Source organism: Brevibacterium atlanticum (assembly GCF_011617245.1).
Classification (GTDB): Bacteria; Actinomycetota; Actinomycetes; order Actinomycetales; family Brevibacteriaceae; genus Brevibacterium; species Brevibacterium atlanticum.
This window is the reverse complement of the sequence record NZ_CP050152.1, coordinates 3462572-3484857: the sequence shown is the minus strand read 5'-3', so window position 1 is coordinate 3484857 and position 22286 is coordinate 3462572. Positions and strand designations below refer to the sequence as shown.

The 22286-nt window shown below is 65.7% G+C and carries 16 protein-coding genes; 13 read left to right on the top strand and 3 right to left on the bottom strand.

Annotated features, from left to right (window positions below):
• Nucleotides 1-34 precede the first annotated feature (34 nt).
• From GUY23_RS15530 to GUY23_RS15490, 9 genes are all read left to right on the top strand, one after another.
• Complete coding sequence (locus GUY23_RS15530; RefSeq protein ID WP_228282434.1) at nt 35-1210, top strand: ABC transporter permease; 1176 nt, start codon at nt 35-37, stop codon at nt 1208-1210.
• Nucleotides 1210-2223 (top strand): ABC transporter permease, encoded by a 1014-nt coding sequence (locus GUY23_RS15525; protein ID WP_228282432.1) that lies wholly within the window; start codon nt 1210-1212, stop codon nt 2221-2223. Before GUY23_RS15530 ends, GUY23_RS15525 begins: the two co-directional genes overlap by 1 nt.
• On the top strand, nt 2223-3878 hold the full coding sequence (locus tag GUY23_RS15520) for an ATP-binding cassette domain-containing protein (protein WP_166973903.1): 1656 nt from the start codon (nt 2223-2225) through the stop codon (nt 3876-3878). Before GUY23_RS15525 ends, GUY23_RS15520 begins: the two co-directional genes overlap by 1 nt.
• 25 nt (nt 3879-3903) lie before the next feature.
• Nucleotides 3904-5061, top strand: coding sequence for a S66 peptidase family protein (locus GUY23_RS15515; protein ID WP_228282430.1), 1158 nt, complete (start codon nt 3904-3906; stop codon nt 5059-5061).
• Nucleotides 5062-5115: 54 nt separating this feature from the next.
• Nucleotides 5116-5916: a serine hydrolase gene (locus GUY23_RS15510; RefSeq protein ID WP_166973897.1), complete on the top strand. Its 801-nt coding sequence runs from the start codon at nt 5116-5118 to the stop codon at nt 5914-5916.
• A gap of 281 nt (nt 5917-6197) precedes the next feature.
• On the top strand, nt 6198-7283 hold the full coding sequence (locus tag GUY23_RS15505; protein ID WP_166973894.1) for a dipeptidase: 1086 nt from the start codon (nt 6198-6200) through the stop codon (nt 7281-7283).
• Nucleotides 7280-7981, top strand: a complete 702-nt coding sequence (locus tag GUY23_RS15500; protein ID WP_166973891.1) for a type 1 glutamine amidotransferase — start codon at nt 7280-7282, stop codon at nt 7979-7981. Before GUY23_RS15505 ends, GUY23_RS15500 begins: the two co-directional genes overlap by 4 nt.
• Before the next feature lie 116 nt (nt 7982-8097).
• The gene (locus GUY23_RS15495; RefSeq protein ID WP_166973888.1) at nt 8098-9528 is read left to right on the top strand and encodes an APC family permease; all 1431 of its coding nucleotides are present in this window, start codon (nt 8098-8100) and stop codon (nt 9526-9528) included.
• A 211-nt stretch (nt 9529-9739) separates the two neighbouring features.
• The gene (locus GUY23_RS15490) at nt 9740-10135 is read left to right on the top strand and encodes a universal stress protein (RefSeq protein WP_166973885.1); all 396 of its coding nucleotides are present in this window, start codon (nt 9740-9742) and stop codon (nt 10133-10135) included.
• A gap of 63 nt (nt 10136-10198) precedes the next feature.
• Here GUY23_RS15490 and GUY23_RS15485 read toward each other — a convergent pair whose 3' ends face one another.
• The gene (locus tag GUY23_RS15485) at nt 10199-11296 is read right to left on the bottom strand and encodes an NAD(P)/FAD-dependent oxidoreductase (protein WP_166973882.1); all 1098 of its coding nucleotides are present in this window, start codon (nt 11294-11296) and stop codon (nt 10199-10201) included.
• A 684-nt stretch (nt 11297-11980) separates the two neighbouring features.
• Here GUY23_RS15485 and GUY23_RS15480 point away from each other — a divergent pair.
• From GUY23_RS15480 to GUY23_RS15470, 3 genes are all read left to right on the top strand, one after another.
• The gene (locus tag GUY23_RS15480) at nt 11981-14269 is read left to right on the top strand and encodes an HNH endonuclease signature motif containing protein (RefSeq protein WP_166973879.1); all 2289 of its coding nucleotides are present in this window, start codon (nt 11981-11983) and stop codon (nt 14267-14269) included.
• Between the two features lie 183 nt (nt 14270-14452).
• A complete protein-coding gene (locus GUY23_RS15475; RefSeq protein ID WP_166973876.1) occupies nt 14453-15529 on the top strand; it encodes an MsnO8 family LLM class oxidoreductase in 1077 nt (358 codons plus the stop codon).
• Between the two features lie 415 nt (nt 15530-15944).
• Nucleotides 15945-17033 carry a C40 family peptidase gene (locus GUY23_RS15470; protein ID WP_166973873.1) on the top strand — a complete coding sequence of 363 codons (1089 nt, stop codon included), beginning with the start codon at nt 15945-15947 and terminating at the stop codon, nt 17031-17033.
• Between the two features lie 305 nt (nt 17034-17338).
• Here the strand turns inward: GUY23_RS15470 and pepN are convergent, their stop codons facing one another.
• On the bottom strand, nt 17339-20389 hold the full coding sequence (gene pepN / locus GUY23_RS15465; protein WP_166973870.1) for an aminopeptidase N: 3051 nt from the start codon (nt 20387-20389) through the stop codon (nt 17339-17341).
• Nucleotides 20390-20474: 85 nt separating this feature from the next.
• Here pepN and GUY23_RS15460 point away from each other — a divergent pair, with 85 nt between their 5' ends.
• The gene (locus GUY23_RS15460; protein WP_166973867.1) at nt 20475-21623 is read left to right on the top strand and encodes an FUSC family protein; all 1149 of its coding nucleotides are present in this window, start codon (nt 20475-20477) and stop codon (nt 21621-21623) included.
• A gap of 4 nt (nt 21624-21627) precedes the next feature.
• Here GUY23_RS15460 and GUY23_RS15455 read toward each other — a convergent pair whose 3' ends face one another.
• Nucleotides 21628-22245, bottom strand: coding sequence for a helix-turn-helix domain-containing protein (locus GUY23_RS15455; protein ID WP_166973864.1), 618 nt, complete (start codon nt 22243-22245; stop codon nt 21628-21630).
• Nucleotides 22246-22286 lie beyond the last annotated feature (41 nt).

Genomic DNA, 22286 nt, shown 5'->3' with positions numbered 1-22286 from the left:
CCGGACCCTCCCCTTCAGTACCAGGAGCACCGCAGTGAGCACACCCACCCACGACGATCCCCGACCGGGGGACCCGAACCAGGGTCCCACCGGAGCGGGCACGGGCCCCGCGGGCAAGGACACTGGCCCTTTGACCGGGGGAGCAGCCTCGGCGACGGGATCGACCGCCTCCGCGACGGGATCAGCCGGCGCCGCCCAAACCGGCCCCGACCGGGACATGGACGAACCACCGGCGGGCGGATCGTTCACGCGGTACTTCCTGCGCAAGCTCGGCGGGGCGGCGACGTCGATGATCCTCGTCGTGCTCCTCGGCTTCTTCGCATTCCGCCTGCTGCCCGGCGACCCGGTGCTCAAGATCGCCAAGGAACGGCCGATGAGCCCGGCCCAGATCGCGGAGCTGCGCAGTCAGTACGGTCTCGACAAACCCGTCATCGTCCAGTTCTGGGACTACCTCGTCGGCATCGTCACCGGAGACCTCGGCGAGTCCTACGTCTACCGGAAGCCCGTGGCCTCGCTCATCGGCGAATACCTCGGACCGACCCTGCTGCTGACCGCCACCGCCGCCGTCATCGCGATCGCCCTGGGCCTGTGGCTCGGTCAGCTCTCGGCCTGGCGGCGCAATTCGCTCTTCGACAAGGTCGCCTCGTCGACCTCGCTGATCTTCTGGTCCGTGCCGACGTTCTGGCTCGGCCTCATCCTGCTGATGATCTTCGGCGGCACCCTGCAGTGGCTGCCCACCGGCGGCATGGTCACCCCGAGCCTCGAACCGTGGTCGGCAGCCGCGGTCGTCGACGTCATCAAACACCTCATCCTCCCGGTCATCACCCTCGTCGCCGTCGTCTATGCGCAGTTCCTCATGGTCATGCGCGCCTCCCTGCTCGAGGAGATGAGCGAGGACTACCTCACGACCGCCCGTGCGAAAGGCCTGACCGAGGACGAGGTCCGTCGCAAGCACGCGGTGCCCAATGCGCTGCTGCCGACGGTCACCGTCGTCTTCCTCCACATCGGCGGGCTCATCGCCGGCGCCGTCACCGTCGAGGCCGTGTTCTCCTGGCCGGGGCTCGGCAAACTCACCTTCGAGGCGATCCGCGGCCCCGACCTGCCGCTTCTGCAGGGCACGTTCGTCGTGTTCTCGGCGATCATCATCCTCATGAACCTCGCCGCCGACCTCGTCTACCGATTCCTCGATCCCCGCGTCAGGAGGGCCTGATGAGTGCAGATACCCCCGCCGAGGCGGCCCCGAACTCCCCGTCGGACGGCTCGGATCCGCGTGGCTCGGATCCGCGCGGCTCGGATCCGCGTGGCTCGGATCAGCATGGTGCCGCCCCTGCCGTCGACGGAGCGAAGCTCGTGCGCGAACGCCGGCTGAACAACGCGAAGAAGAACTGGGCGCTGTTCCGCTCCGACATCCCCGCGATGGTCGGCGCGGTCGTTCTCCTCTTCTTCGTCATCATCGCCGTCGCCGCCCCGCTCATCGCGCCCGAGTCGATGCTCGACGTCACCAAGCAGCTCGACGTCCCCCGCTACGCCCCGCCGAGCCTCGAACACCCCTTGGGCACCGACGACCTCGGCCGCGAGATGTGGGTGCGCATCCTCTGGGGTGCGCGCGTGTCCATCCTCGTCGGCGTCGCCGCGACCGTGATGTCGATGGTCATCGGCACGATCATGGGCCTGGCCGCCGGTCACTTCACCGGGCTCTTCGGCGGCGTCATCATGCGCATCGTCGACTTCTTCATCGTGCTGCCGTCCCTGCTGCTGGCGATCGTCCTGTCCTCCGTCCTCGAACGCGGGGTGTTCACGATCGCCGTCGCCATCGGACTGACATCGTGGGCCTCGACCGCGCGCATCGTGCGCTCGCAGACGCTCAGCGTCGAATCCCGGCTCTACATCGAAAGGGCGCGCATCCTCGGTGCCGGGCATCGGCACATCCTCTTCCGGCACCTGCTGCCGTCGGTGATGCCGCTCGTGCTCGCGAACACGACGCTGACGGTCGGTGGGGCGATCATCGCGGAATCGACTCTGTCCTTCCTCGGCCTCGGGGACACGAGCAAGGAGTCGTGGGGCACCATCCTGAAGAACTCGATGGACGTGTCGGCTGCGACGTCGGGCTACTGGTGGTACGTGCTCACCCCCGGCGTCGCGATCCTCCTCGTGGTGCTGGCCTTCACCATGGTCGGCCGTGCGCTCGAGGCCATCATCAACCCCGCCCTGAGGAGCCGCTGATGACCGATCTGAGCTTCGAGAACGTTTCGATCACCTACCGGTCGTCGTCCGACCGCGGCGACGTCGTGGCCGTGGAAGACGTCAGCCTCGACCTGCCCGCGGGAGCCACCCTGGGCATCGCCGGGGAGTCCGGATCGGGGAAGTCGACGCTGATCATGTCGGCCCTGCGCCTGCTGCCCAAGTCGGCCCGGCTGGACGGGCGGGTCCTCCTCGGCGGGCAGGATTTGAAGGACCTGAACTTCGGTCAGATCCGCGCGGTCCGGTGGGCGCAGGCGTCGATCGTGTTCCAAGGCGCCCTGCATTCGCTCAACCCCGTCCGTGAGGTCGGCAAACAGATCATCGAGGCCCTCGAACACCATGCGAAGGGCACGTGGACGACCCCGGAGAAGCGCCGGGATCGGATGTTCGAACTCTTAAGCGAGGTCGACCTCGACCGGTCGAAGGCCATCGCCTATCCGCACGAGCTCTCCGGCGGGCAGAAGCAGCGGATCATGATCGCCATGGCGCTCGCATGCGAACCGGACATCATCATCGCCGACGAACCGACCACGGCGCTTGACGTCATCGTGCAGAAGCAGATCCTGTCCGGGCTCGCGGCGCTGGTCGCCGAGCGCGGGATCTCGCTGCTGATGATCAGCCACGACCTGGCCGTGCTCTCTGCGGTGTGTGCGAAGCTCGCGATCATGCGGCACGGGAAGCTCGTCGAGTACGGGCCCAGCGACGACGTGTGCCTGCGACCCCAGGAGGAGTACACGAAGCAGCTCGCCGGTGCGTTCCCGCAGATCGGCGACCCCGAATCCCGGCTGAATCCCAGGACGCTCAAACCCGCCGAGGTGACCCGGGCGGAGCCGTTCACCATGACCGACGAGGTGGTGCTCGAGGCGAAGGACCTCAGCGTCTCCTTCGACACCCGGCATGGCCGGGAGAGAGCCGTCCGCGGCGTGGACCTGGCGCTGCACAAGGCGGAGATCCTCGCCGTCGTCGGCCAGTCCGGTTCGGGGAAGACGACCCTGGCGCGGTCGCTGCTGGGGCTGCAGGACGTGGAGCCGGGTTCGCAGCTGTCGTTCGCGGGCAAGCCGCTGCCGAAGAAGGCGAAGGCGCTGCGGACGTTCCGGCGGCAGGTGCAGATGATCCTGCAGGACCCGTCGGGTTCACTCAACCCCAAACGCAGCGTCTACGAGGCGGTCGTCGAAGGACTGCGCGTGCAGGGGATCAAGGATCGCGAGTACGAGAGGGTCATCGGTGCCCTCGAAGCCGCCGAGCTCACCCCGGCCGCGGACTACCTCGAGTCGATCCCGCAGGAGCTCTCCGGCGGACAGCGGCAGAGGGTCGTCATCGCCGGGGCGCTCGCCTTGGATCCGCAGGTGCTCATCGCCGACGAGCCGGTGGCGTCCCTGGACGCCTCGGTGCGCGGGGAGATCCTGTCCCTGTTCCTCGCGCTGAAGAAGAACCTCGGGATGAGCGCACTCATCATCACCCACGACCTGGGTCTGGCCTGGAACATCGCGGATACAGTGGCAGTGATGAAGAAAGGCGAGATTGTGGAATACGGTGATGTCGACACGGTGCTGAAAGACCCACAGCACGCCTACACGCAGGAGCTGCTCGCCGCGGTTCCGCGACTGGGAAGTCAGAGTCTGGTGAGGAATGAGTAGCCCGGAAACAGTCGAATCTGACGCAGTGGCAGATGGTGCGGGTGTGAAGGTGTCGAGCCCATACCTCGGCACCGCACCCCTGCGGCCCGGTGACACCGTGCGTCTCATCGCGCCGTCCGGGCCCACCGACGAGGAGTCGCTGCTGCGCGCGATCACCCAGCTCGAATCCTGGGGGCTTCGCGTCGTCCCGGGTGAGAACGTCCGCGCCCGGCATCCTCGGGTGAAGTATCTCGCCGGCACCGACGAGCAGCGCCGCAGCGACCTCGTCGACGCCTGGTGCGATCCGGACACCGATGCCGTCATCGCTCTGCGCGGCGGATACGGGGCGATGCGTCTGCTCGACGGCATCGACTTCGACCTCATGCGCCGACATCTGCGACGCCGAGACGGCCGGCCGAAGCTGCTCACCGGGTCCTCGGACATCACCGCCCTCCACCAGGCCTGGGAACACCACCTCGGGGTGGCGACCCTGTTCTGCCCGATGGTCGGCAACGACCCGTTCAAGAGTTCGACCGTGGTCCCAGACGAGGTGGCTTCCTGGCTCTTCCACCCCTGGGGCGGCCGCGAACTCGGTTTCCCGGCGGACCCAGCTGGTGCAGGCGAGGACGTTGCTGGCGCCTCCGCACCCGCCCACCCGTCGCTTAAGTGGGCGAAATGGTCGGATGAATCCGCCGGTGAGCCGACCATTTCGCCCACCCAAGACGGTGCTGCCGCGACCCGCCGGCTGAGCCGGGCGCGGACGTTGGTCCCGGGGACGGCGCAGGGCCGCCTCGGCGGGGGGAACCTCAGCCTCGTGGCGGCCGGGATCGGCAGTCCGGAACTGCTCGGTGCGAGCCGGTGGCGGGAGACGAACGGGCCGACGATTCTCATGCTCGAAGATGTCGACGAGGAGTTGTACCGGCTCGACAACCTCATGGTTCAGCTCGTCCGCGGCGGATGGTTCGCCTCGGCCGAGGCGGTGGTGCTCGGATCGTGGGAGGACTGCGCGCCGGTCGACGAGGTCGAGGCGCTGATGATGGACTACCTCGGCGATGCGGGCATTCCGATCATCAGCGAGATGGGATTCGGGCATGACCCGGATGCCCCGAGCGTGCCGCTCGGCGTCGCTGTCACGCTCGAAGCGCCGGCGGACGGGCAGCCGCGGATGTGGGTGGACCCGGCGGCCCGCACAGGCAGCGCGTGAAGAGCGCGAGCATTTGACTAGTACGACGACCACGAGACTGACAGGAGCGCGATTATGAGCGAACTGGACTTCGACGGACTGCCGGGGGTGCGCTTCAGCGCTGTGGCCTTCGACATCGACAGCGGGGAGAATGTGTTCGCCCACCACGAGCACGACGAACTCGACACCGCCAGCATGGGCAAGGTGTTCCTGCTGCACACGGCGCTGCAGATGTACAAGGACGGCACTCTCGACCTGGAGGAACGTCTGCACCGCCGGCCGTCTGAACGGGTCGACGAGTCCGGGATCTGGTACCTCATGGAGCAGGACGATCTGAGCATCTTCGACGTGGCGCTGCTCATCGGGGCCTTCAGCGACAACTTCGCGACGAATGTGCTCATCCGTCGTGTCGGCCTCGAGAACGTTGCGGCGCAGGTGGAGAAGCTCGGGTACTCGAACTCGAGCCTGCACGACTTCCTGCGCTGGCCGCGACCGGCGAAGGCGCCGCGGACCCTGTCGACCGGTACGGCCGCGGAGATCAGCGATTTCATGGCCCGCCATGCGAAGGACGAGTTCTGGGATGAGTCGACGAACGAGATCTTCCGTCGCTGGTTGGGCGCCGGCGCGGACACGTCGATGGTCGCCTCGGCGTTCGATCTCGATCCCCTGGCCCACTACAACTACCAGCGCGACGTGTGGGTGTGGAACAAGACGGGCACGAACGGGACGATCCGGGCCGATGCCGGAATCGTCATGACGCGGCAGCGGCGCGTGGCCTATGCGGTCTTCGCGAACTGGGAGCCGGGCACCGACCGCGTCGTCGACGTCATGCCGATCATGCGCGAGGCCGGCGAGGCCATCCACCGATTCCTCTAGGTCGCCGGGTCGGGCCGGTCGAGTCGGTCGGGTCTCGAGTCGGTCCGGTCGGGTCCACCATGTCGCGCACCGCCGGTGTCTCGCGCACCCAGTCCGTCTCTGCGTAACGCTCACTTATCGGTACGGTCGAAGAACACGTCTCCACCGACGCGAGTTTTGACCGAAGCGATCAGTGACAGACCGGAGCACGCGATCAGCGCTCCGTCACACCCTGCCGGCACCCGATCAGCACCCCACGAGCGGCACCCCACCAGCAGCACCCCACGAGCAAGGAGAAGCACATGAGCATCGACGTCTTCGACGGACACAACGACCTCGCCTGGTTCCTGCGCGAAGAGCGCGACTACAGCGTCGAGGGCCTCAATGACCCGGCAGTCTCGCCGTTCACCACGATGGATCAGCTGGCGGCCGGGAACGTCTCCGCGCAGTACTGGTCCGTCTACGTCCACTCCTCGATCACCGGGGCGGATGCCGTCAAGGCGACGTGGGAGCAGATCGACGCGGTCAATCGCGTGGTCAGCGCTTATCCCGAACGACTCGCCTACGCCCGCACTGCCGCCGACGTCCGCGCCGCTCGCGCCGCCGGGAAGGTCGCTTCCCTCATGGGTGTCGAGGGCGGCCAGCAGATCGACGAGTCGCTTGCGCTGCTGCGCTCGTACGCCCGCGCCGGTGCCCGGTACATGACGCTGACCTGGTCGACGACGCACTCCTGGGCCGACTCGGCCACGGACGACCCGCACCACGGGGGCCTGAGCGAATTCGGCCGCGAGGTCGTCGCGGAGATGAACCGGATCGGCATGATCGTCGACCTCTCCCACGTCGCGCCGTCCGTGATGCACCAGTCGCTGGATATCAGCACGCTGCCCGTGATCTTCAGTCACTCGTGCGCGTACGGCCTCAACCCGCACCCGCGCAACATCCCCGACGAAGTCCTCGATCGCGTGCCCGGAAACGGGGGAGTGGCGATGATGACGTTCGTGCCCTCGTTCGTCTCGAACGAGCGTCGCGAATGGGTCGAAGCCGGGGAGAACGGCACCGCCCCCGAGGTGACCGTGGCCCAGGTCGCCGACCACTGCGATTACGTACGCGAGAGGATCGGCATCGACCACATCGGGCTCGGCGGCGACATCTGCGGAGTCGATGAGCTGCCGACCGGACTCGGCGACGCGGGTCAGTACCCGAACCTCTTCGCCGAACTCGGCGACCGCGGCTGGTCGGAGGCCGACCTGCGCAAGCTCGGCTTCGACAATGCGCTGCGCGTCCTCGACGCGCACGAGGAGGCGTACACCGCCTTCCTCGGCACGCCGGCACCTACCGGCACGCCCTCAGCCGACGGCACAGCCGCCTCGGCGGGGTGGGAATCATGACCCGGCTGCTCGTCATCGTCAATGACATCGAGTCTCAGCCGGGGCAGCTGACGCGGTGGATGATCAGCGAGAACGTCGAGTTCGACCTGCGCATCGGGGGTGTCTCGCCGCTGCCGGGGCCCGATTCGCTCGGTGAGTATGACGGGCTGGTCATGCTCGGCGGCGGGTATATGCCTGATGAGACGGACCGGGCGCCGTGGCTGGCCGATGAGGCCGCGCTCGTGCGGCGCGCGTTGGAGACGGATCTGCCGCAGTTCGGAATCTGTCTCGGCGGGCAGCTCATCGCGCACGTCATCGGCGGTGACGTGCGCGCACAGACCGGGGCGCCGGAGAAGGGGTACACGAGGATCGATGCTACCGCCGAGGCGGTCGACGACCTCGTGTTCTCCGCGATCCGACCGCGGACGTCGTTCGTCGAAAGCCATGTCGATCGCATCGTCTCGCTGCCGGGGGAAGCGACGCTGCTGGCGCGCAGCGAGGCCTGCGAGTTCCAGGCGTTCCGGGTCGGCCGGGCCTGGGGGACGCAGTTCCATCCCGAGGCGACACGAGAGAACATTCTGCGATGGGATGCGGAGAAACTGCGGACACTCGGGTTCGATAAAGCTACGCTGTTGGATGAAGCGAAGGAGCTTGGGCCTGAGAGCGAACGTGACGCGAAGGCACTGTTCACTGCGTTTCTCGATGTTGTGCGGAGCTGAGGCATACTGGGTCAGGCTCTGACCACCGTCGGAGTTGCCAGGACTGCCAGGACTGCGGTGAACCTGCCGCGGCGAACCGGCTGCGGCGAACCGGCCGCTGACGACACGGAGGAATCATGAGCGACAAGGGATCGACGACCACGGTCGAATCAGGTGAGGGGCGGCAGCCCGAGACCCTCAAGCGGGTCATGGGGCCGAAGCTTCTCCTCCTGTTCATCGTCGGCGACATCCTCGGAACGGGCGTCTACGCGCTCACCGGCCAGGTGGCGGGGCAGGTCGGCGGTGCCGGCTGGGCGCCGGTCATCCTCGCCTTCGCGATCGCCCTCATCACGGCGTTCTCGTATATGGAGCTCGTCACGAAGTACCCGGAGGCCGCGGGCGCCGCGCTGTATACGCACAAGGCGTTCGGGATCCACTTCGTCACCTTCCTCGTTGCCTTCGCCGTCCTCAGTTCGGGCATCACCTCGGCGTCGACGGCCTCGAATGTGTTCGCGGCGAATATGGTCGCCGGCTTCGGCTGGGACATCTCGGGCACCGGCGTGATGTGGATTGCGCTCGGATTCCTCACCCTCGTCGCAGCGATCAACCTCCGCGGTGTCGGCGAGAGTGTCTGGTTCAATGTCTTCCTCACTCTCATCGAACTGACCGGTCTGCTGCTCGTCATCGTCGTCGGCTTCTTCGCGCTGGGGTCCGGCAGCGCCGACTTCTCGCGGGTGATGATCTTCGAGACCGCCGACGACAAGAGCGTGTTCCTCGCGATCACCGGTGCGACGGCGCTCGCCTTCTTCTCGATGGTCGGGTTCGAGGACTCGGTGAACATGGTCGAGGAGACGAAGGACCCGCGGATCTTCCCGAAGATCATGCTCTCGGGACTCTCGATCACCGGTGTGATCTACGTGCTCGTGTCCATCGTCGCGGTCGCGGCGGTTCCGATCGGTCAGCTCTCCGAGAGCGAGACCCCGCTCCTCGACGTCGTCCGGGCCGGTGCGCCCGGGATCCCGATCGACGCGATCTTCCCGTTCATGACGATGTTCGCCGTCGCGAACTCCGCACTCATCAACATGCTCATGGCCAGCCGCCTGCTCTACGGCATGGCGAAGCAGAACGTGCTCCCGCCGGTGTTCGCGAAGGTGCTGGCCGGCCGCCGGTCGCCGTGGGTGTCGATCATCTTCACGACGCTCATCGCCTACGCGCTCATCATCTCGGTGACGACGATCCTGCCCGAATCGGTGACTGCGTCGCTGGGCGGCACCACCTCGCTGCTGCTGCTCGCGGTCTTCGCCGTCGTCAACGTCGCCGTGCTCATCCTGCGCAAGCAGAAGGCTGCGCACGAGCACTTCAAGGCGCCGACCTTCCTGCCGTGGATCGGCGTGTTCAGCTGCGCGTTCCTCGTCGGTCCGTGGGCACGCCTCGATGACCTCATCCAGTATCAGATCGCGGTCGCGCTCGTCGGCATCGGCGTCGTCCTGTGGGTCATCACCTGGCTGTGGAACCGTTCGACGAAGGGCACGAGCACCCGCTTCCGCAATCCCGAGGAACTGACGTGAGGCACACCCTCGCCGAGGTGGGACACAGTCCCATCGCCCGACCGGCACGTACCCCGGCGGGCACGTACCCCGGCGGGCACCGGCAGGTTCCCCACCGGGGGCCAGCGGGCGTTCGCCGAGGTGCGGCACCGTTATCCTGGGAGGCGGGGCCACCGCCCCGCCCACTCCGTTCTGTTCCGTCCTGTCAGCTCAGATCAGCGAAGGTGAATAAATGAGCATTCTCGTCGGTTACGTCAACAATCCCGCCGGTCATGCGGCGCTCGACTCCGGAATCGCGCAGGCGAAGAAGGACGGCAAGGAGCTCGTCGTCGTCAACGCCTCACGGTCGGCGCAGCGGAATGACTCCTACCGCCTCGGCGAGGGCGAACTGAAGTCCGTGAAGGACTACCTGTCCCGCTCAGAGGTCGAATTCCGGGTGCTGACGATGGGCAGCGAATACGATCCGGCCGAACAGATCCTCGACACCGCCGCCGAGGTGGGGGCCGAGCTCATCGTGCTCGGCACCAGGAAGCGCACGCCGGTAGGGAAGTTCCTCCTCGGTTCGACGATCCAGAAGGTCATCCTCGATGCCGAGGTTCCGGTGCTGTGTGTGAAGGCCGCGCACTGAGGTCATTCGCTGAGGGCGCCGGCGCGCCCGACGCCCCGCGCACTGAGGCCATCGGTGGGCTGATCAGCCGACCGAACTCATGATGAGGTCGGCATTGACGTGGGCACCGGCGAGGACGCCGCTCGCGGCACTCGCCACGACCATGGCCGACATATCCGCGCTGTTGCCGATCGCCCACACGCCCGGCACTGCGGTCTGGCCGGCCATCTGCGTGGGTATGTAGGTTCCCATTCCGCTCGGATGATCGTCCACGCCGCCGCCGAGCTGGCCGAACAGCTCGGTGTTCGCACGTGCGTAGCCGCCGACGGCGAGGGCATCGAAGGTGAGGGTTTCGGTACCACCCGCACCACCCGCGCCAGCCGCAGCATCTGCGGACCGTCGCCGCAGCGATAGGACGGTGCCGGCGTCGGTGCGGTCCACCTCGGCGACGTGGGCGTCGATGTACTCGATGCCGAGCGAATCGAGCATCCTGGCTTGATCGGCATCGGGACCGGGAGCATTGTGTCGGATGAGGGTGACATCCTCGCTGAGCTGGGAGAACAGCATCGCTTGGTGGTAGGACATCGCGGTGGTCCCGATGATGCCGAGGCGCTGCCCGCGGACCTCGTATCCGTGGCAGTACGGACAGTGCAGGACGGTGTCGCCCCACCCCTCGGCGAGGCCGGGGATGTCCGGCAGCTCATCGGTCAGTCCGGCGGCGATGATGATCCGCTGGGCGCGGATGACGACCCCCGCCGAGGTGGCCAGTTCGAACCGATGCCCCGGACCCTCCTCGGGGGCCTGGGTTGGGCTTGCGTGAGTGACGGTCGCGTCGAGGAAGGCCACTCCGTAGCCTTCCGCCTCGGCGCGGCCCTTCGCGACGAGCTCGAGAGGATCGATGCCCTCGTTGCCGAGAACGTTGTGCGCATGCGCGCTCGGCGCATTGCGGGGCTGACCAGCGTCGATGACGATGACCGAGCGCAAGGATCGGGCGAGTGCCACCGAGGCGGCCAAACCGGCAACACCGCCGCCGACGATGGCCACCTCGACGGTCCGGGTGTCTGTCGCAGGGGAGTGCGTGTCGGTGGTGATCTGTGCTTCGGTGTCGGTGGGCGATTCAGTGTCGATGGGTGATGCGGGAGCGTTCGGTGATGTGGGGACGGTCGGTGTTGTGGGGGACATAGTTCTCCTGAAGTGTCATTCGTGGCTGCCGCGGATCGGTTGTTGCCATGAATCCGTGGCTGGCGTGGATCGGTGTATGGACAGTCTGACGCTAGGTCGCGCGAATCTGCAAGAGGGTTTGCGGAAATGGCAACATATCCTCTGCTGTTGGCGTGGCCCGCTGGTGTGGGCCGGCTTCCTGAGTCGTTTCGGGGCGCTTCTTGCGATGCCGGGGCGGGTTCCTTCCGGTGCTGCGGAGCTGTGGACGGGTTTCTTCCGGCGGTGCGGAGCGTGTGTCCTGCGACGCCTGGGTGCCCGCCCCGCGCCGCTGCGAACTGTCGCTTCCTGTCGCGCCCAGAAGTCGTGTCAGTGTCGAAATGTAGTCTGAAAGGAGGTATTGGAGACCGTGTCTCCTCGGCTATTCTCTTCCGGGATTCGCTGCGATTTCGCACTTATTCCGCCTGGCGGGCCAGCGCGATGGCGTGATGGCTTTATCGGCTTCGAGGTCTGACGCTTTCGGTGGGGTCAGGGAGCTCTTCACTTCTCGTCGACCCTCAATCTCATGTAAGCCGCACAAAATCGTAAGCGATCGTAGAGAAGAACTTGAAAAGAAGAAAAATAGTACAAAGTATAGACTCAGTTCGAATTCTATATTAGAATATAAGTAGCCGAAGACATCAACGATGATGAACGGACACAGAGAACATGGCTCTCATCCCCGACCGTAGGCACGACGAGCAGAACGACGACGATTCCAGCTCGACTTCGTCGACCCCACTTCACCCAGACTCACCGGCTCCGGACATTTCCGCAGGGTCAGGACCCGCCGCGCCGTCCTATCGAGAACTTCTCGAACGGGCCGGCCTCGATCTCACCGGACATCCCCTGGCCGACCGCTTCGACAGCATCGCCGACGAGGCGGACGACGAAGACGCCGCGGTCACTCCATCGACGCTGCAGGGAAGCGACCTGCGCGACGCAGAAGGGCTGTGGTCGCGCAAGTCCGTTCAGCCCAGCACCGAAGAAGACGTCAAGGCGTGCATTGCGGAGATCGACGCACACCAGACCGCATGGTTGAAGAAGAAGCGCGAAGCAGGCGAGTCACCGGAGCAGCGCGAAGCGCGAGAGTTGCGTGAGGCGCGCGAAGAACGCGAAGCGCAGCAGTTCCGTGAGGACTGCGAACGCGAAAGCGCCGAGCTGGACGCGCGGTTCGAACGGTGGGACGAGGAGAAGCAGAAGGCGCAGGAAGCAGCACGCGCGGCCGAGCTCGAACGTGCCGAGCGCCACCGAGCCGTGGCAGCGAACACCGCTCCGACGACGGACGGGCATCCCCTGCTCGATGAATATCGCTGGTCAGACCTCGAACACATTGCCCCGGAAGTCACCGGCAGCGTCGAACAGCTCCAGCGTCTGCTGGGCGAGCTCAGCGACTTCTCGCGGCCCATGGGGCCCGACGACGCAGTGACGGTGCTCGACGGACTCGAGACACTTGATCGGCTGACCGAGTCTCTGTCAGTCGTCACTCTCTCGGTCTTCGACCGGGTCGGAACACCCCGCGACTACGGAGCCAAGACGACCAAAGCGCTGGTCCAGAATCGCCTGAACCTCTCCTCGCAGGAGGCTCACCGCAGGACTCAGCTCGCGGAACACCTGGGCAAGCGGACCGCCATGAGCGGCGAATCGATCGAACCGCAGTTCGCGACGCTGTCGGCGGCACTGCGCAACGGCACGCTGTCGTCGAACCAGGCGTCGACCATCATCAAGTGCCTGAAGAGCCTTCCGCCGACGGTCTCCGAAGACGACAAGCTCAAAGCCGAACGGCTGCTCGTCGAAAAGGCGCCATCCGTCCGCGTTCGAGACATCCACGCTCTCTTCGAGGAGATCTGCGGTTGGATCGACCCGGACGGTCGGAAGCCGAAAGAGGCGGCCGACCGGGACGACTTCAACGTCAACCTGCGCCAGCTCAAGGACGGAACCTGGACCCTCAAAGGTCGACTCGACGCAGAGACTGGAGGAGTCCTCAACGGGCTGCTCACCTCCCGTATCAAGACCGACGCAGCAGCGGACGAGGAAGACGATGCGCCGCAGGTGGACGGCGGTGCAGATGGAGCAGCCACCACAGGAGGTGGCGTCGACAGCACTGTTGCGCCGGGCACGGAAGGCGCTGCCTGCTACGCGGCAGAAGCCGGGGTGCTCTCCGACATCACCGCTGCGGCCACCTCCGGAGCCACGGCGTCGGACAGCGACCAAGCCATCGTCGACACCTTCGCCGAAGTTCTGCGTGGGGATCGTTCCGACTGCCTCGACCCCTCGCTCGACTTCTCTCAGCCGCAGGTCGGCGAAAACGGCGAGATCCCGCAGGGCGCGGGCGTCAGGGAAGACGGCACCCTGGTCGCGATGGCCGCGCAGCAGCCGAGCGTTCGCCGCCGGATCTACGAACGCTTCTCCAGCCTCGTCGGTGGTATCGAGATGAACCGCATCAAGGCGGGCGCCGCCTACGCGCTGGTCGTCACGGCCAAGGCCGAAGACCTCGCGACGCAGACCGGCAAAGCGGCCACCGGGGTCGAGGCACCATTCCCGATCAACTCGGCCGCACTCGAAGGACTCAACGGTTCGGTGTTCTTTCACCTGATGGGCAAGAAGACCAAATCGTTGGCACTCGCGACCGAACGGCGACTGGCGACCGAGAAGCAGCTGGCGATCCTCGCCAGCCGTGACCAGGGATGCTCATTCCCCGGCTGTGACACTCCTCCTGGACGGTGCGAAGCCCACCACATCGTCCCTTGGGCAGACGAAGGCGAGACCGACGTCAACAACTTGACGTTGGCATGTTCAGCCCATCACCACCTGATCGACAAGTCCGATTGGTACTGCATCATGCTCAGGGACGGTCGCCCAGCATGGGTGCCCCCGGCATCGGTCGACCCGAGTCGGACACCGGTACTGCACGCGCGGTTCATCGCACGGGAGATCGCAGAGACCCTCTTCGGCTGACCGCCCGCGGGACTGCGCACGGTCGCAGTCCCGACACCGGATCGAGCCTCAACCCAGCGCCCGCGTCGGCGCCGGGTAAATGGTCGACCCGCCAGCTGAAATTCCCACCGACCGTGCCGACGAGCTCGGCTGTACTTCCGGCCACAACCGGAATGATCCCGTCTCGCGCACTGTTGCTCGAGTATGAAGCTTTCCATTCTCGACCTCGTCCCCGTCCGGACGGGGCAGACCACGTCCGATTCGTTCGCTGCATCGAAGCAGATCATCGACACCGCCGACAGGCTCGGGTTCACTCGCTACTGGGTGGCCGAACACCACAACATGCCTTCGATCGCCTCGACGATGCCAGGGCCGGAACTCATGCACCTCGGTCAGGGCACCGAACGCATTCGGCTCGGCTCCGGTGGTGTCATGCTTCCGAACCATGCGCCCCTGGCCGTGGCCGAACTCTTTGCCTTACTCTCCGCGGTCTACGGCGATCGCATCGACCTGGGCATCGGACGTGCGCCCGGTACGGATCCGATCACGTCTGCGGCCATGCGGGGCCACCTCGGCGAAGGTCGGATGGTCGATCGGGAAGGACAGACCATCGATCCTGTCGAACAGTTCCCGCAGCATGTGATCGATACCCTCAGCCTGATGCGGCCAGAAGGCCTGCGGGTGCCTATGCACGGCGGCCGCGAGCACGGACTCAAGGCGACACCGGACCCGGTGCCGGGCACTCAGCCGCTGCCATGGCTGCTCGGGTCCTCCGGATACTCCGCTCGACTGGCCGCCCAATTGGGCATGCCCTACGTCTTCGCGAACCACTTCGCAGCGGGGGCGACGACCGGGATGAAGATCTATCGCGACAATTTCACCCCAGGAGCCTACGGAGACCAGCCGCAGACCTTCGTCACGGCCAACGTCGTCGTCGCACCCACCGCGGAGGAAGCACAGCTGCGCTCTGAACCCTTCATGTTGCAGATGTCTCGCCTGCGCACGGGCGGCCCGATGGAGAAGCTGCGCCTTGTCGGTGATGACGTCCGCTCAGTCATGACCGATCAGCAGCGCATGGTCGGCGAAGAGCTGTCGGCCAACTGGATCGTTGGTGATCTGGAATCCGCCGCCGCTCAACTGGAAGAACTCGCGGCACGATTCGACGTCGACGAGATTATGATCCAGCCGGTCGCCGGTGCGATGGACGGTGAAGACCTGCGCGAGGATCCCGGTCGGATTCAGACCCTCGAACTCCTGGCCGGAGAATTCCTCAAGGGCTGACGTTCGGACACCGGCGAACTGCCCGGCGCCGTCGTGCGCCGCCGCCGATGCCTTCGGATGTCTCTGAGCGCTGCAGCCGATGCCACCAGGCGGAAGCTGCAGCGGGGAGCGCGCTTGTCGTCCGTTCGGTTCCCTGCTGAGGTCAATCGGTACCTTGTTGAGGTCTCAGCTCAGCATCGAAACGGGCAAGTGGACTTCAAACCTGCGACGGAGCACGCTATCCTGTCACAGTGTCATGAATGCCGCCAGTCGTCGGACAGCCGACAGAATTGACACCGTGCACCGTCTCGACACCAGCGAGGTTGCCCGTCACGGGAGACCCTGCCGGTGACGAGGCCAGTACGCCGAATGCGTTCGCGCATCTTCGGAGACTTCCCCCACGCGGGCCTGCCGCCCGCAGACCGAAAGAGAAATAATGCGTACCAAAATTGCTGTTTCGGCAGCACTTGGGGTCGGATTGGTTTTCGGCTCCGGTGCTCCCGCACTCGCGAGCAGTCTGACCTCGACCGACGCCGCAAAGTCAGCCGAGATCTCAGCCGATGTCGTCCCCGGTCAGGAACTCGAACGAATCAGTGACGGGAAGATCGAGAAAGGCGAAACCGCCTACGTCGACGTCACCGTGGCCACCCTGTGGACCGACACGGACGCACCCCGCAAGGTCGACAAGCCTGCCCTCGGACACCCCGTTGACCTCGATAAATGGAACAAGAATCTCAAGAGCACCGATGTGCGCCGGGACCTGACCGGCAAGACCGAGACACAGGCACCCTACGGTTCGGAAGTCATCGTCCTCGACACCAAGGGCAAATGGTCCTACGTCAGTGTCAAGGACCAGAAGACCCCGAAGAACAAGAAGGGGTACCCCGGCTGGCTGCCGACGAAACAGCTCGTCGAGAACGACCGCTTCACCAAGCTCCGTGAGGAGCAGCCTCGCGCCGTCGTGACGAAGCCCAAGAGCGAACTCGAAGGCATCGAGTTCACCAAGGACACGGGAGCTGACCCGAGCTTCAACGTCGATCTGCCCCTCATCGCCCAGGACGTCGATGATGTTCGCGTCGCCCTCCCCGGCGGCGGTGCCGCGTGGATCGACGCCGATGATGTCGACGTCTACGATGTCGGCGAGAAACCGGCGAAGCCCAGCGGCAAAGACCTCGTGAAGACCGCGAAGCAGTTCGACGGACTACGATACCTGTGGGCCGGCGTCTCCGCATACGGATACGACTGCTCCGGGTTCACCTACAGCATCTACCGAGCACATGGCATCGACCTCCCGCGCGACTCGGGGGAGCAGGCGAAGGTCGGCAAGGCCGTATCCTCGAAGAACCTCAAGGCCGGCGACTTGCTGTTCTTCTCCACGAGTTCGGGAACCGTCCACCACGTCGGCATGTACATCGGCGACGGCAAGATGATCCACTCGCCGAACGCGTCGAAGGACGTCTACGTCACCGACTGGAAGAAGTGGGATACGGGCAACGAGTTCTCCGGAGCTCGCCGCATTCTCTGACCACGCATCTGTTCACGCAGCAGACGAACTCGAAGGCCGGCATCCGATGAACGGATGCCGGCCTTCGGTGTATGCGCGGACGAGCGGCGGCTGCCCGCCGGTGCGCGAACAATGATCTGGCACGTCAGGTGGACAGGCGGCGGTCAGGCACGTCAGGTGGACAGACGGCGGTCAGGCACGTCAGGTGGACAGGCGGCGGTCAGGCACGTCAGGTGGACAGACGGCAGTCGGGCACGGCAGGTGCGCCGACAATAGTCGGGCACGACAGGTGGGCAGGCGGTCGTCGGACGACGTCCAGCGCGATATCAGTGGCGGGAGCTCTGCGTCGACTTGAGGAAGATCGCGCGAGCCAGATCGTCCCGACGCTCGATGACCAACCGACGCAGAGCCGCCGGAGCCTCCGCATTGGCATGCAACCACACATCGGTCTTCTCGACGACGGCATCCTCGTCGACAGACCAACGAGGGTAGAGGCCGAGCACCAGGCGGCGAGCGATCTCGATCGAATTGTTCGTCCAGAACCCCAGCAGTCCGGCGAAGTACTCATCGACATAGTCCTCGATGAGCGGAAGCGCACTCGGCGCGATGAACCCGGAGATGATCGCCGAGAGCACGTCATTGCTCAGTGAACCCGCCTCGCGGATGGCCTCCCACGCCCGAATCTTGACGATGGGCAGCGGCAGGGCGGCGCTCGCCGTCTCCGCATGGAGCCGACCCGACGAACTCGGATCCGACTGATTCTCCCGCGCGATGTCCGTCTGGTCCGCCCAGCCGAGACACACAAGCGCCGTCAGCGCATTCCACCGCAGCGCATGATCATTGATGAGACCACGGAACGGCAGCGCCGCCGCCGAATGTTCGGCACGACCATTTCCAGCCCCACGACGATTTCGAATCGCACGACCGTCAACAGTGACACCGGCCCCACGACCGCCTTCCGTGGCACCGGCCCCACGACTCCCATCGGTCGCCGAGCTCTCACCGGCAACGCCTGAGTCCGATTCGTCGCCGTGGGTCTCCTGATACATTCGGTCGATCTCCTCACCGACCGGCACCGCGAGGATCTGAGCAGCAAAGCCGCGACCCATCGCCACCGCCGAACTCCCGGCCGAGCACCGCGCAGTCCGTGACGTCAGCGCAAGTACGAGATTCGCCAGATGCAACTGGGCATCGGACCCGGACTTCGCCGCCGCGAGAGCGTCGAGCGCAGCACCGAGCAGACCACTGATCGCGGCATCGAAATTCCGATCAGCCACCCACTGATCGATGCAGGTCAGCGCGGTCTGACTCAGCCCTGCCATAATCCCCGCATGGCTCTCCTTGCCGAGGCTGCGGGCATACGCCGTGAGGTACTTCTGCACAGGCATGAGTCCGTCGCGCACCGCATTGTCCAACGCCGACCACACCAGCGCCCTCGACAGCGGATCGGTGATCCGCGACGCCGAGGTGACCGCCGCCTCGATCGAGGCAGGATCGAGGCGCACTCGCGCATAGTCGAGATCGTTGTAATTGAGGAGCGTGATGACCCCGGCGCTGCGCCCGATGAGCGGCTCAACCTCGGCGGATTCGGTCGCGAAATCGAACCGGAACGTGTCCACGGGGATGATCGCGCGACCGGACCTGCCGAGCGTGGCGATCTCGATGGCGTGCGGACGGAGGAGAGAGGCACCCTTGGCCGAGTCGGCCTGCCTGATGGTCGCGCTCGTGATCGATTCGGACCCCGTCCGTCGCCGAGGCGGCTGACCGCGGACATCATCGGCACTGCCACTGCCACCGGCGCCAGCACTGACACCAGCACTGGCATTGTCGTCGGCGGCGGCGCGCAGCCGTGCACCTGCGCTCGAGGAGATGCGAACACCGCTTCGGGCCCCGGAAGGGACCGCACCGGTAGCGGGACCTGTACCAGCAGATCCACTCGCACCAGCAGACCCACCCGTACCCGCAACCGACGCGTCTGCGTCGGTCGTCAGGTCCAAGGTCAGCTCGGATACGCCCGAGGTCCCCAGCCATGCACCTGCCCAGCTCGCGATGTCACGGTCGGGAGCCGCCTCGGCGAGGCATTCGAGGAAGTCCGCGAGTTCGGTATTGCCGTACTCGAAGCGCTTGAAATACAGCCGGGACCCGGCGAAGAACGCCTCCCGGCCGACGAACGCGACGAGCTGCTTGAGCACGGACGCACCCTTGGCATAGGTGATGCCGTCGAAGTTGAGCTTCGCGGCCTCGACATCGGGGATGTCGGCGACGATCGGGTGCGTCGTCGGGTACAGATCCTGCGTGTACGCCCACGCCTTGCGCCGCAGCGCGAACGTCACCCAGCCGTCGGTGAACCGGGTCGCCTCGGCCAGCGCGAGCCCGCCCATATAGTCAGCGAAGGACTCCTTGAGCCACAGGTCATCCCACCACTTCATCGTCACGAGATCGCCGAACCACATGTGCGCCATCTCGTGCAGGATGACGTTCGCGCGCGACTCGTACTGCGCATCCGTGACCTTGTCACGGAAGATGAGCGAATCCGTGAACGTCACCAGCCCCGGATTCTCCATCGCGCCGAGGTTGTACTCCGGAACGAAGATCTGATCGTACTTGCCCCACGGGTAGGGGTAGTCGAACTCGGCAGTGAAGAAATCGAGCCCGGCCTTGGTGACACCGAAGATGTCATCTGCGTCGAGATGATCGACGAGGCTGGCCCGCGTCCACGCGCCCAACCTGATGACCTCGCCGGTGTTCGGATCCGTCCACGTCTCCGTCGCACCCTCGTAGGGCCCGGCCGTGATGCAGGTGATGTAGCTCGACTGCTTGAGCGTCGGAGCGAAATGGTGGGTGACGGCACCCGATCCTGCCGCCGGCTCCTGGCTCGTCTCCTCCCGGTTCGACAACACCTGGAAATGTGCAGGCGCCGTCACGGAGAAGACGAACCTCGCCTTGAGGTCGGGCTGATCGAAGTTCGCGAACACGCGCCTGGCATCGGTGGGCTCGTACTGCGTATAGAGGTAGACCTTGCCGTCGGCCGGATCGGCGAACCGGTGCAGACCCTCACCCGATGTCGAATAGCGGGCGCGAGCCTCGATCGTCAGGGTGTTCTTCCCGTCGCGGACAGGGAAACTGACACGGGTGCCGTCGAATGCCTCGGCGGGGTTGAGGCTCTCACCGTTGATCTCAACCAGGCTGACGGAATCTGCGATGAGGTCGATGAATGTCGAACCTGCCGAACGAGCTTTGAAGTCGACGACAGTGCGGGAGAAGTAGGTATCGTCCTCGGTCTCGGCGTTGCTGACATCGATATGGACGGTGTAGGTCTTCACCTTGAGCAGCTGTGTGCGACTCTGCGCTTCGTTCCGGGTGAGATTCGTTGTCATTCAATAGCCTCCTCGGCGCACCGACTTTAGCATGCCACATTTCCGGTACTCTGAGTACAGCAACAGTGAGTGGCAGAGGGGACTGATGGCGGAGAATCGGGTCGGCGAACTGCCGCGGCGGGCGGTCAATGTCGCCGGTCACCGCCTCCGCCTCGGGCTCAAGCGCCTGTGGGCGAACTCGGGCCAGCTGATCCAGATCCCCATCGCCGCCACCGCCGCTTATACCTTCTGCGTCTACGTCCTCGGCCACCCCTACCCGTTCCTCGCCGCCGTCGCCTCAGCCGTGGGCATCGGTCCCGTCGCCGACCGTCGCCTCCGTCGAGCACTCGAGATCGGCATCGGCGCGACCTTCGGAGTGCTGGTCGGGGAGCTCCTCGTCAACGTCTACGGCACCGGCATCTGGCAGCTCGCCCTCACCCTCATCATCGGCCTGGTCATCGGCACGATCCTCAATTCCGGCGGCATCTTCATCACCCAGATCGCCGTCCAATCCGTCTACGTCGTCGTGGTTCCGGCGACCGCCACGAGCTCCCCTTTCCCACGCACCCTCGACGCCCTGACCGGCTCCGTGTGCGCGATCCTCTTGGCTTTCCTCATCCCGCGCGACGCCCGCAAGGCACCCCGGCGACTGGCCGCGGACATGCTCGAGGAGATCGACGTCGTCCTCAAGATGATGCGGCGGGCGCTGCAGAACTCCGATTCCGCACTGGCCAACCGAGCTCTCGAACGCGCCCGCGAGACCCAGGACATCATCGACTCGTGGGGCTCGTCGCTGCGGATCTCCCGCGAAGCCGCGAAGATCAATGCCCGGGCCCGTCGCCATGCCGCCGAGGTGACCCGACTCTCCCGCGCCCACAAATTCTCCGACCGGGCGATGCGTACCATCCGTGTGATCGCCCGCCGAGTCGTGGGCATCACCGAGCTCGACGTCGACAAGCCCGTCATCGCCGATTACGTCGGATCGTTGGCCGACGGAGCGAAGAAGCTCGAGATCGCCCTGCGCAGAGGAACGGACCGATCCCTCGCCGAGGCGGCCCTGTCCGAAGCCGCGAGCACGCTGGATCCGCGGGCGAAGTCCGATTGGGACATCCACGACGAATCCCTCGTCCTCCTGCTCCGCACCGTGGCCGTCGACCTCCTGCAGGCCGCGGGCCTGACGAGGGAAGAAGCCCAATCACGGATGCCACCCCTGGACGGCAGCGCCGACAACGATGACGGGCAGGTCGCAGAGTAGAGACTCAGCTGCTTTCGACGACGAAGACGGCGTTCGTGCCCGGAGCCAGTGCCGTGAAGCGATGCGGCTGGTCGCCGGGGTACGTGAGATAGTCGCCGACACCGAGTTCGAAGGATTGTCCGACGACATCGATGCGTGCCGCCCCGCTGCCGAGGATGACGTGTTCGACCGTTCCCTGCGGATGCGGCTGCGACATCCGCGGCTCACTCGGCTCGGCCTGGATGAAGTAGATGTCACGGCGGGCGTTCGTCGGTGACGGTGAGAGCAGTGTGGCCACATAGTTCGCCGTCGTCGAGGGCAGGCTGGGCATGTCGCCGACATGCTGGAGGGCCACCTCGTGCGGGGGAGGGTCGAGCAGACGCGCCAGCGGGATGTCGAGCGCGGCGGCAAGCGCCCACATCGTCTCCAGGCTGGGGTTGCCGCTGCCCGTTTCGAGGCCGGACATCGTCGACTTGCCGATCCCCGCTCGCCGGGCGACCTCCGACAGGGACAGACCCGCCCGCAGCCGCTCGCGCTTGAGCGCGGCGGCGATCTGCTCGCTGGGTGACAGAGCCGAGCCGGTTGTCTCGGACGAGCCCGGTTCGGATTCGGATTCCGGTTCGGGCTGAGATTGAGAACTCATGTGTTCAGCATACCGGCAGTGCTGTTCGGGTTGACGAACGA

Coding starts and splice junctions, on each gene's coding strand:
- GUY23_RS15485 (WP_166973882.1), bottom strand. CDS start 11,296: ATGTCCCCCACAACACCGACCGTCCCCACATCACCGAACGCTCCCGCA.
- GUY23_RS15480 (WP_166973879.1), top strand. CDS start 11,981: ATGGCTCTCATCCCCGACCGTAGGCACGACGAGCAGAACGACGACGAT.
- GUY23_RS15475 (WP_166973876.1), top strand. CDS start 14,453: ATGAAGCTTTCCATTCTCGACCTCGTCCCCGTCCGGACGGGGCAGACC.
- GUY23_RS15520 (WP_166973903.1), top strand. CDS start 2,223: ATGACCGATCTGAGCTTCGAGAACGTTTCGATCACCTACCGGTCGTCG.
- GUY23_RS15470 (WP_166973873.1), top strand. CDS start 15,945: ATGCGTACCAAAATTGCTGTTTCGGCAGCACTTGGGGTCGGATTGGTT.
- GUY23_RS15505 (WP_166973894.1), top strand. CDS start 6,198: ATGAGCATCGACGTCTTCGACGGACACAACGACCTCGCCTGGTTCCTG.
- pepN (WP_166973870.1), bottom strand. CDS start 20,389: ATGACAACGAATCTCACCCGGAACGAAGCGCAGAGTCGCACACAGCTG.
- GUY23_RS15500 (WP_166973891.1), top strand. CDS start 7,280: ATGACCCGGCTGCTCGTCATCGTCAATGACATCGAGTCTCAGCCGGGG.
- GUY23_RS15510 (WP_166973897.1), top strand. CDS start 5,116: ATGAGCGAACTGGACTTCGACGGACTGCCGGGGGTGCGCTTCAGCGCT.
- GUY23_RS15525 (WP_228282432.1), top strand. CDS start 1,210: ATGAGTGCAGATACCCCCGCCGAGGCGGCCCCGAACTCCCCGTCGGAC.
- GUY23_RS15490 (WP_166973885.1), top strand. CDS start 9,740: ATGAGCATTCTCGTCGGTTACGTCAACAATCCCGCCGGTCATGCGGCG.
- GUY23_RS15455 (WP_166973864.1), bottom strand. CDS start 22,245: ATGAGTTCTCAATCTCAGCCCGAACCGGAATCCGAATCCGAACCGGGC.
- GUY23_RS15460 (WP_166973867.1), top strand. CDS start 20,475: ATGGCGGAGAATCGGGTCGGCGAACTGCCGCGGCGGGCGGTCAATGTC.
- GUY23_RS15495 (WP_166973888.1), top strand. CDS start 8,098: ATGAGCGACAAGGGATCGACGACCACGGTCGAATCAGGTGAGGGGCGG.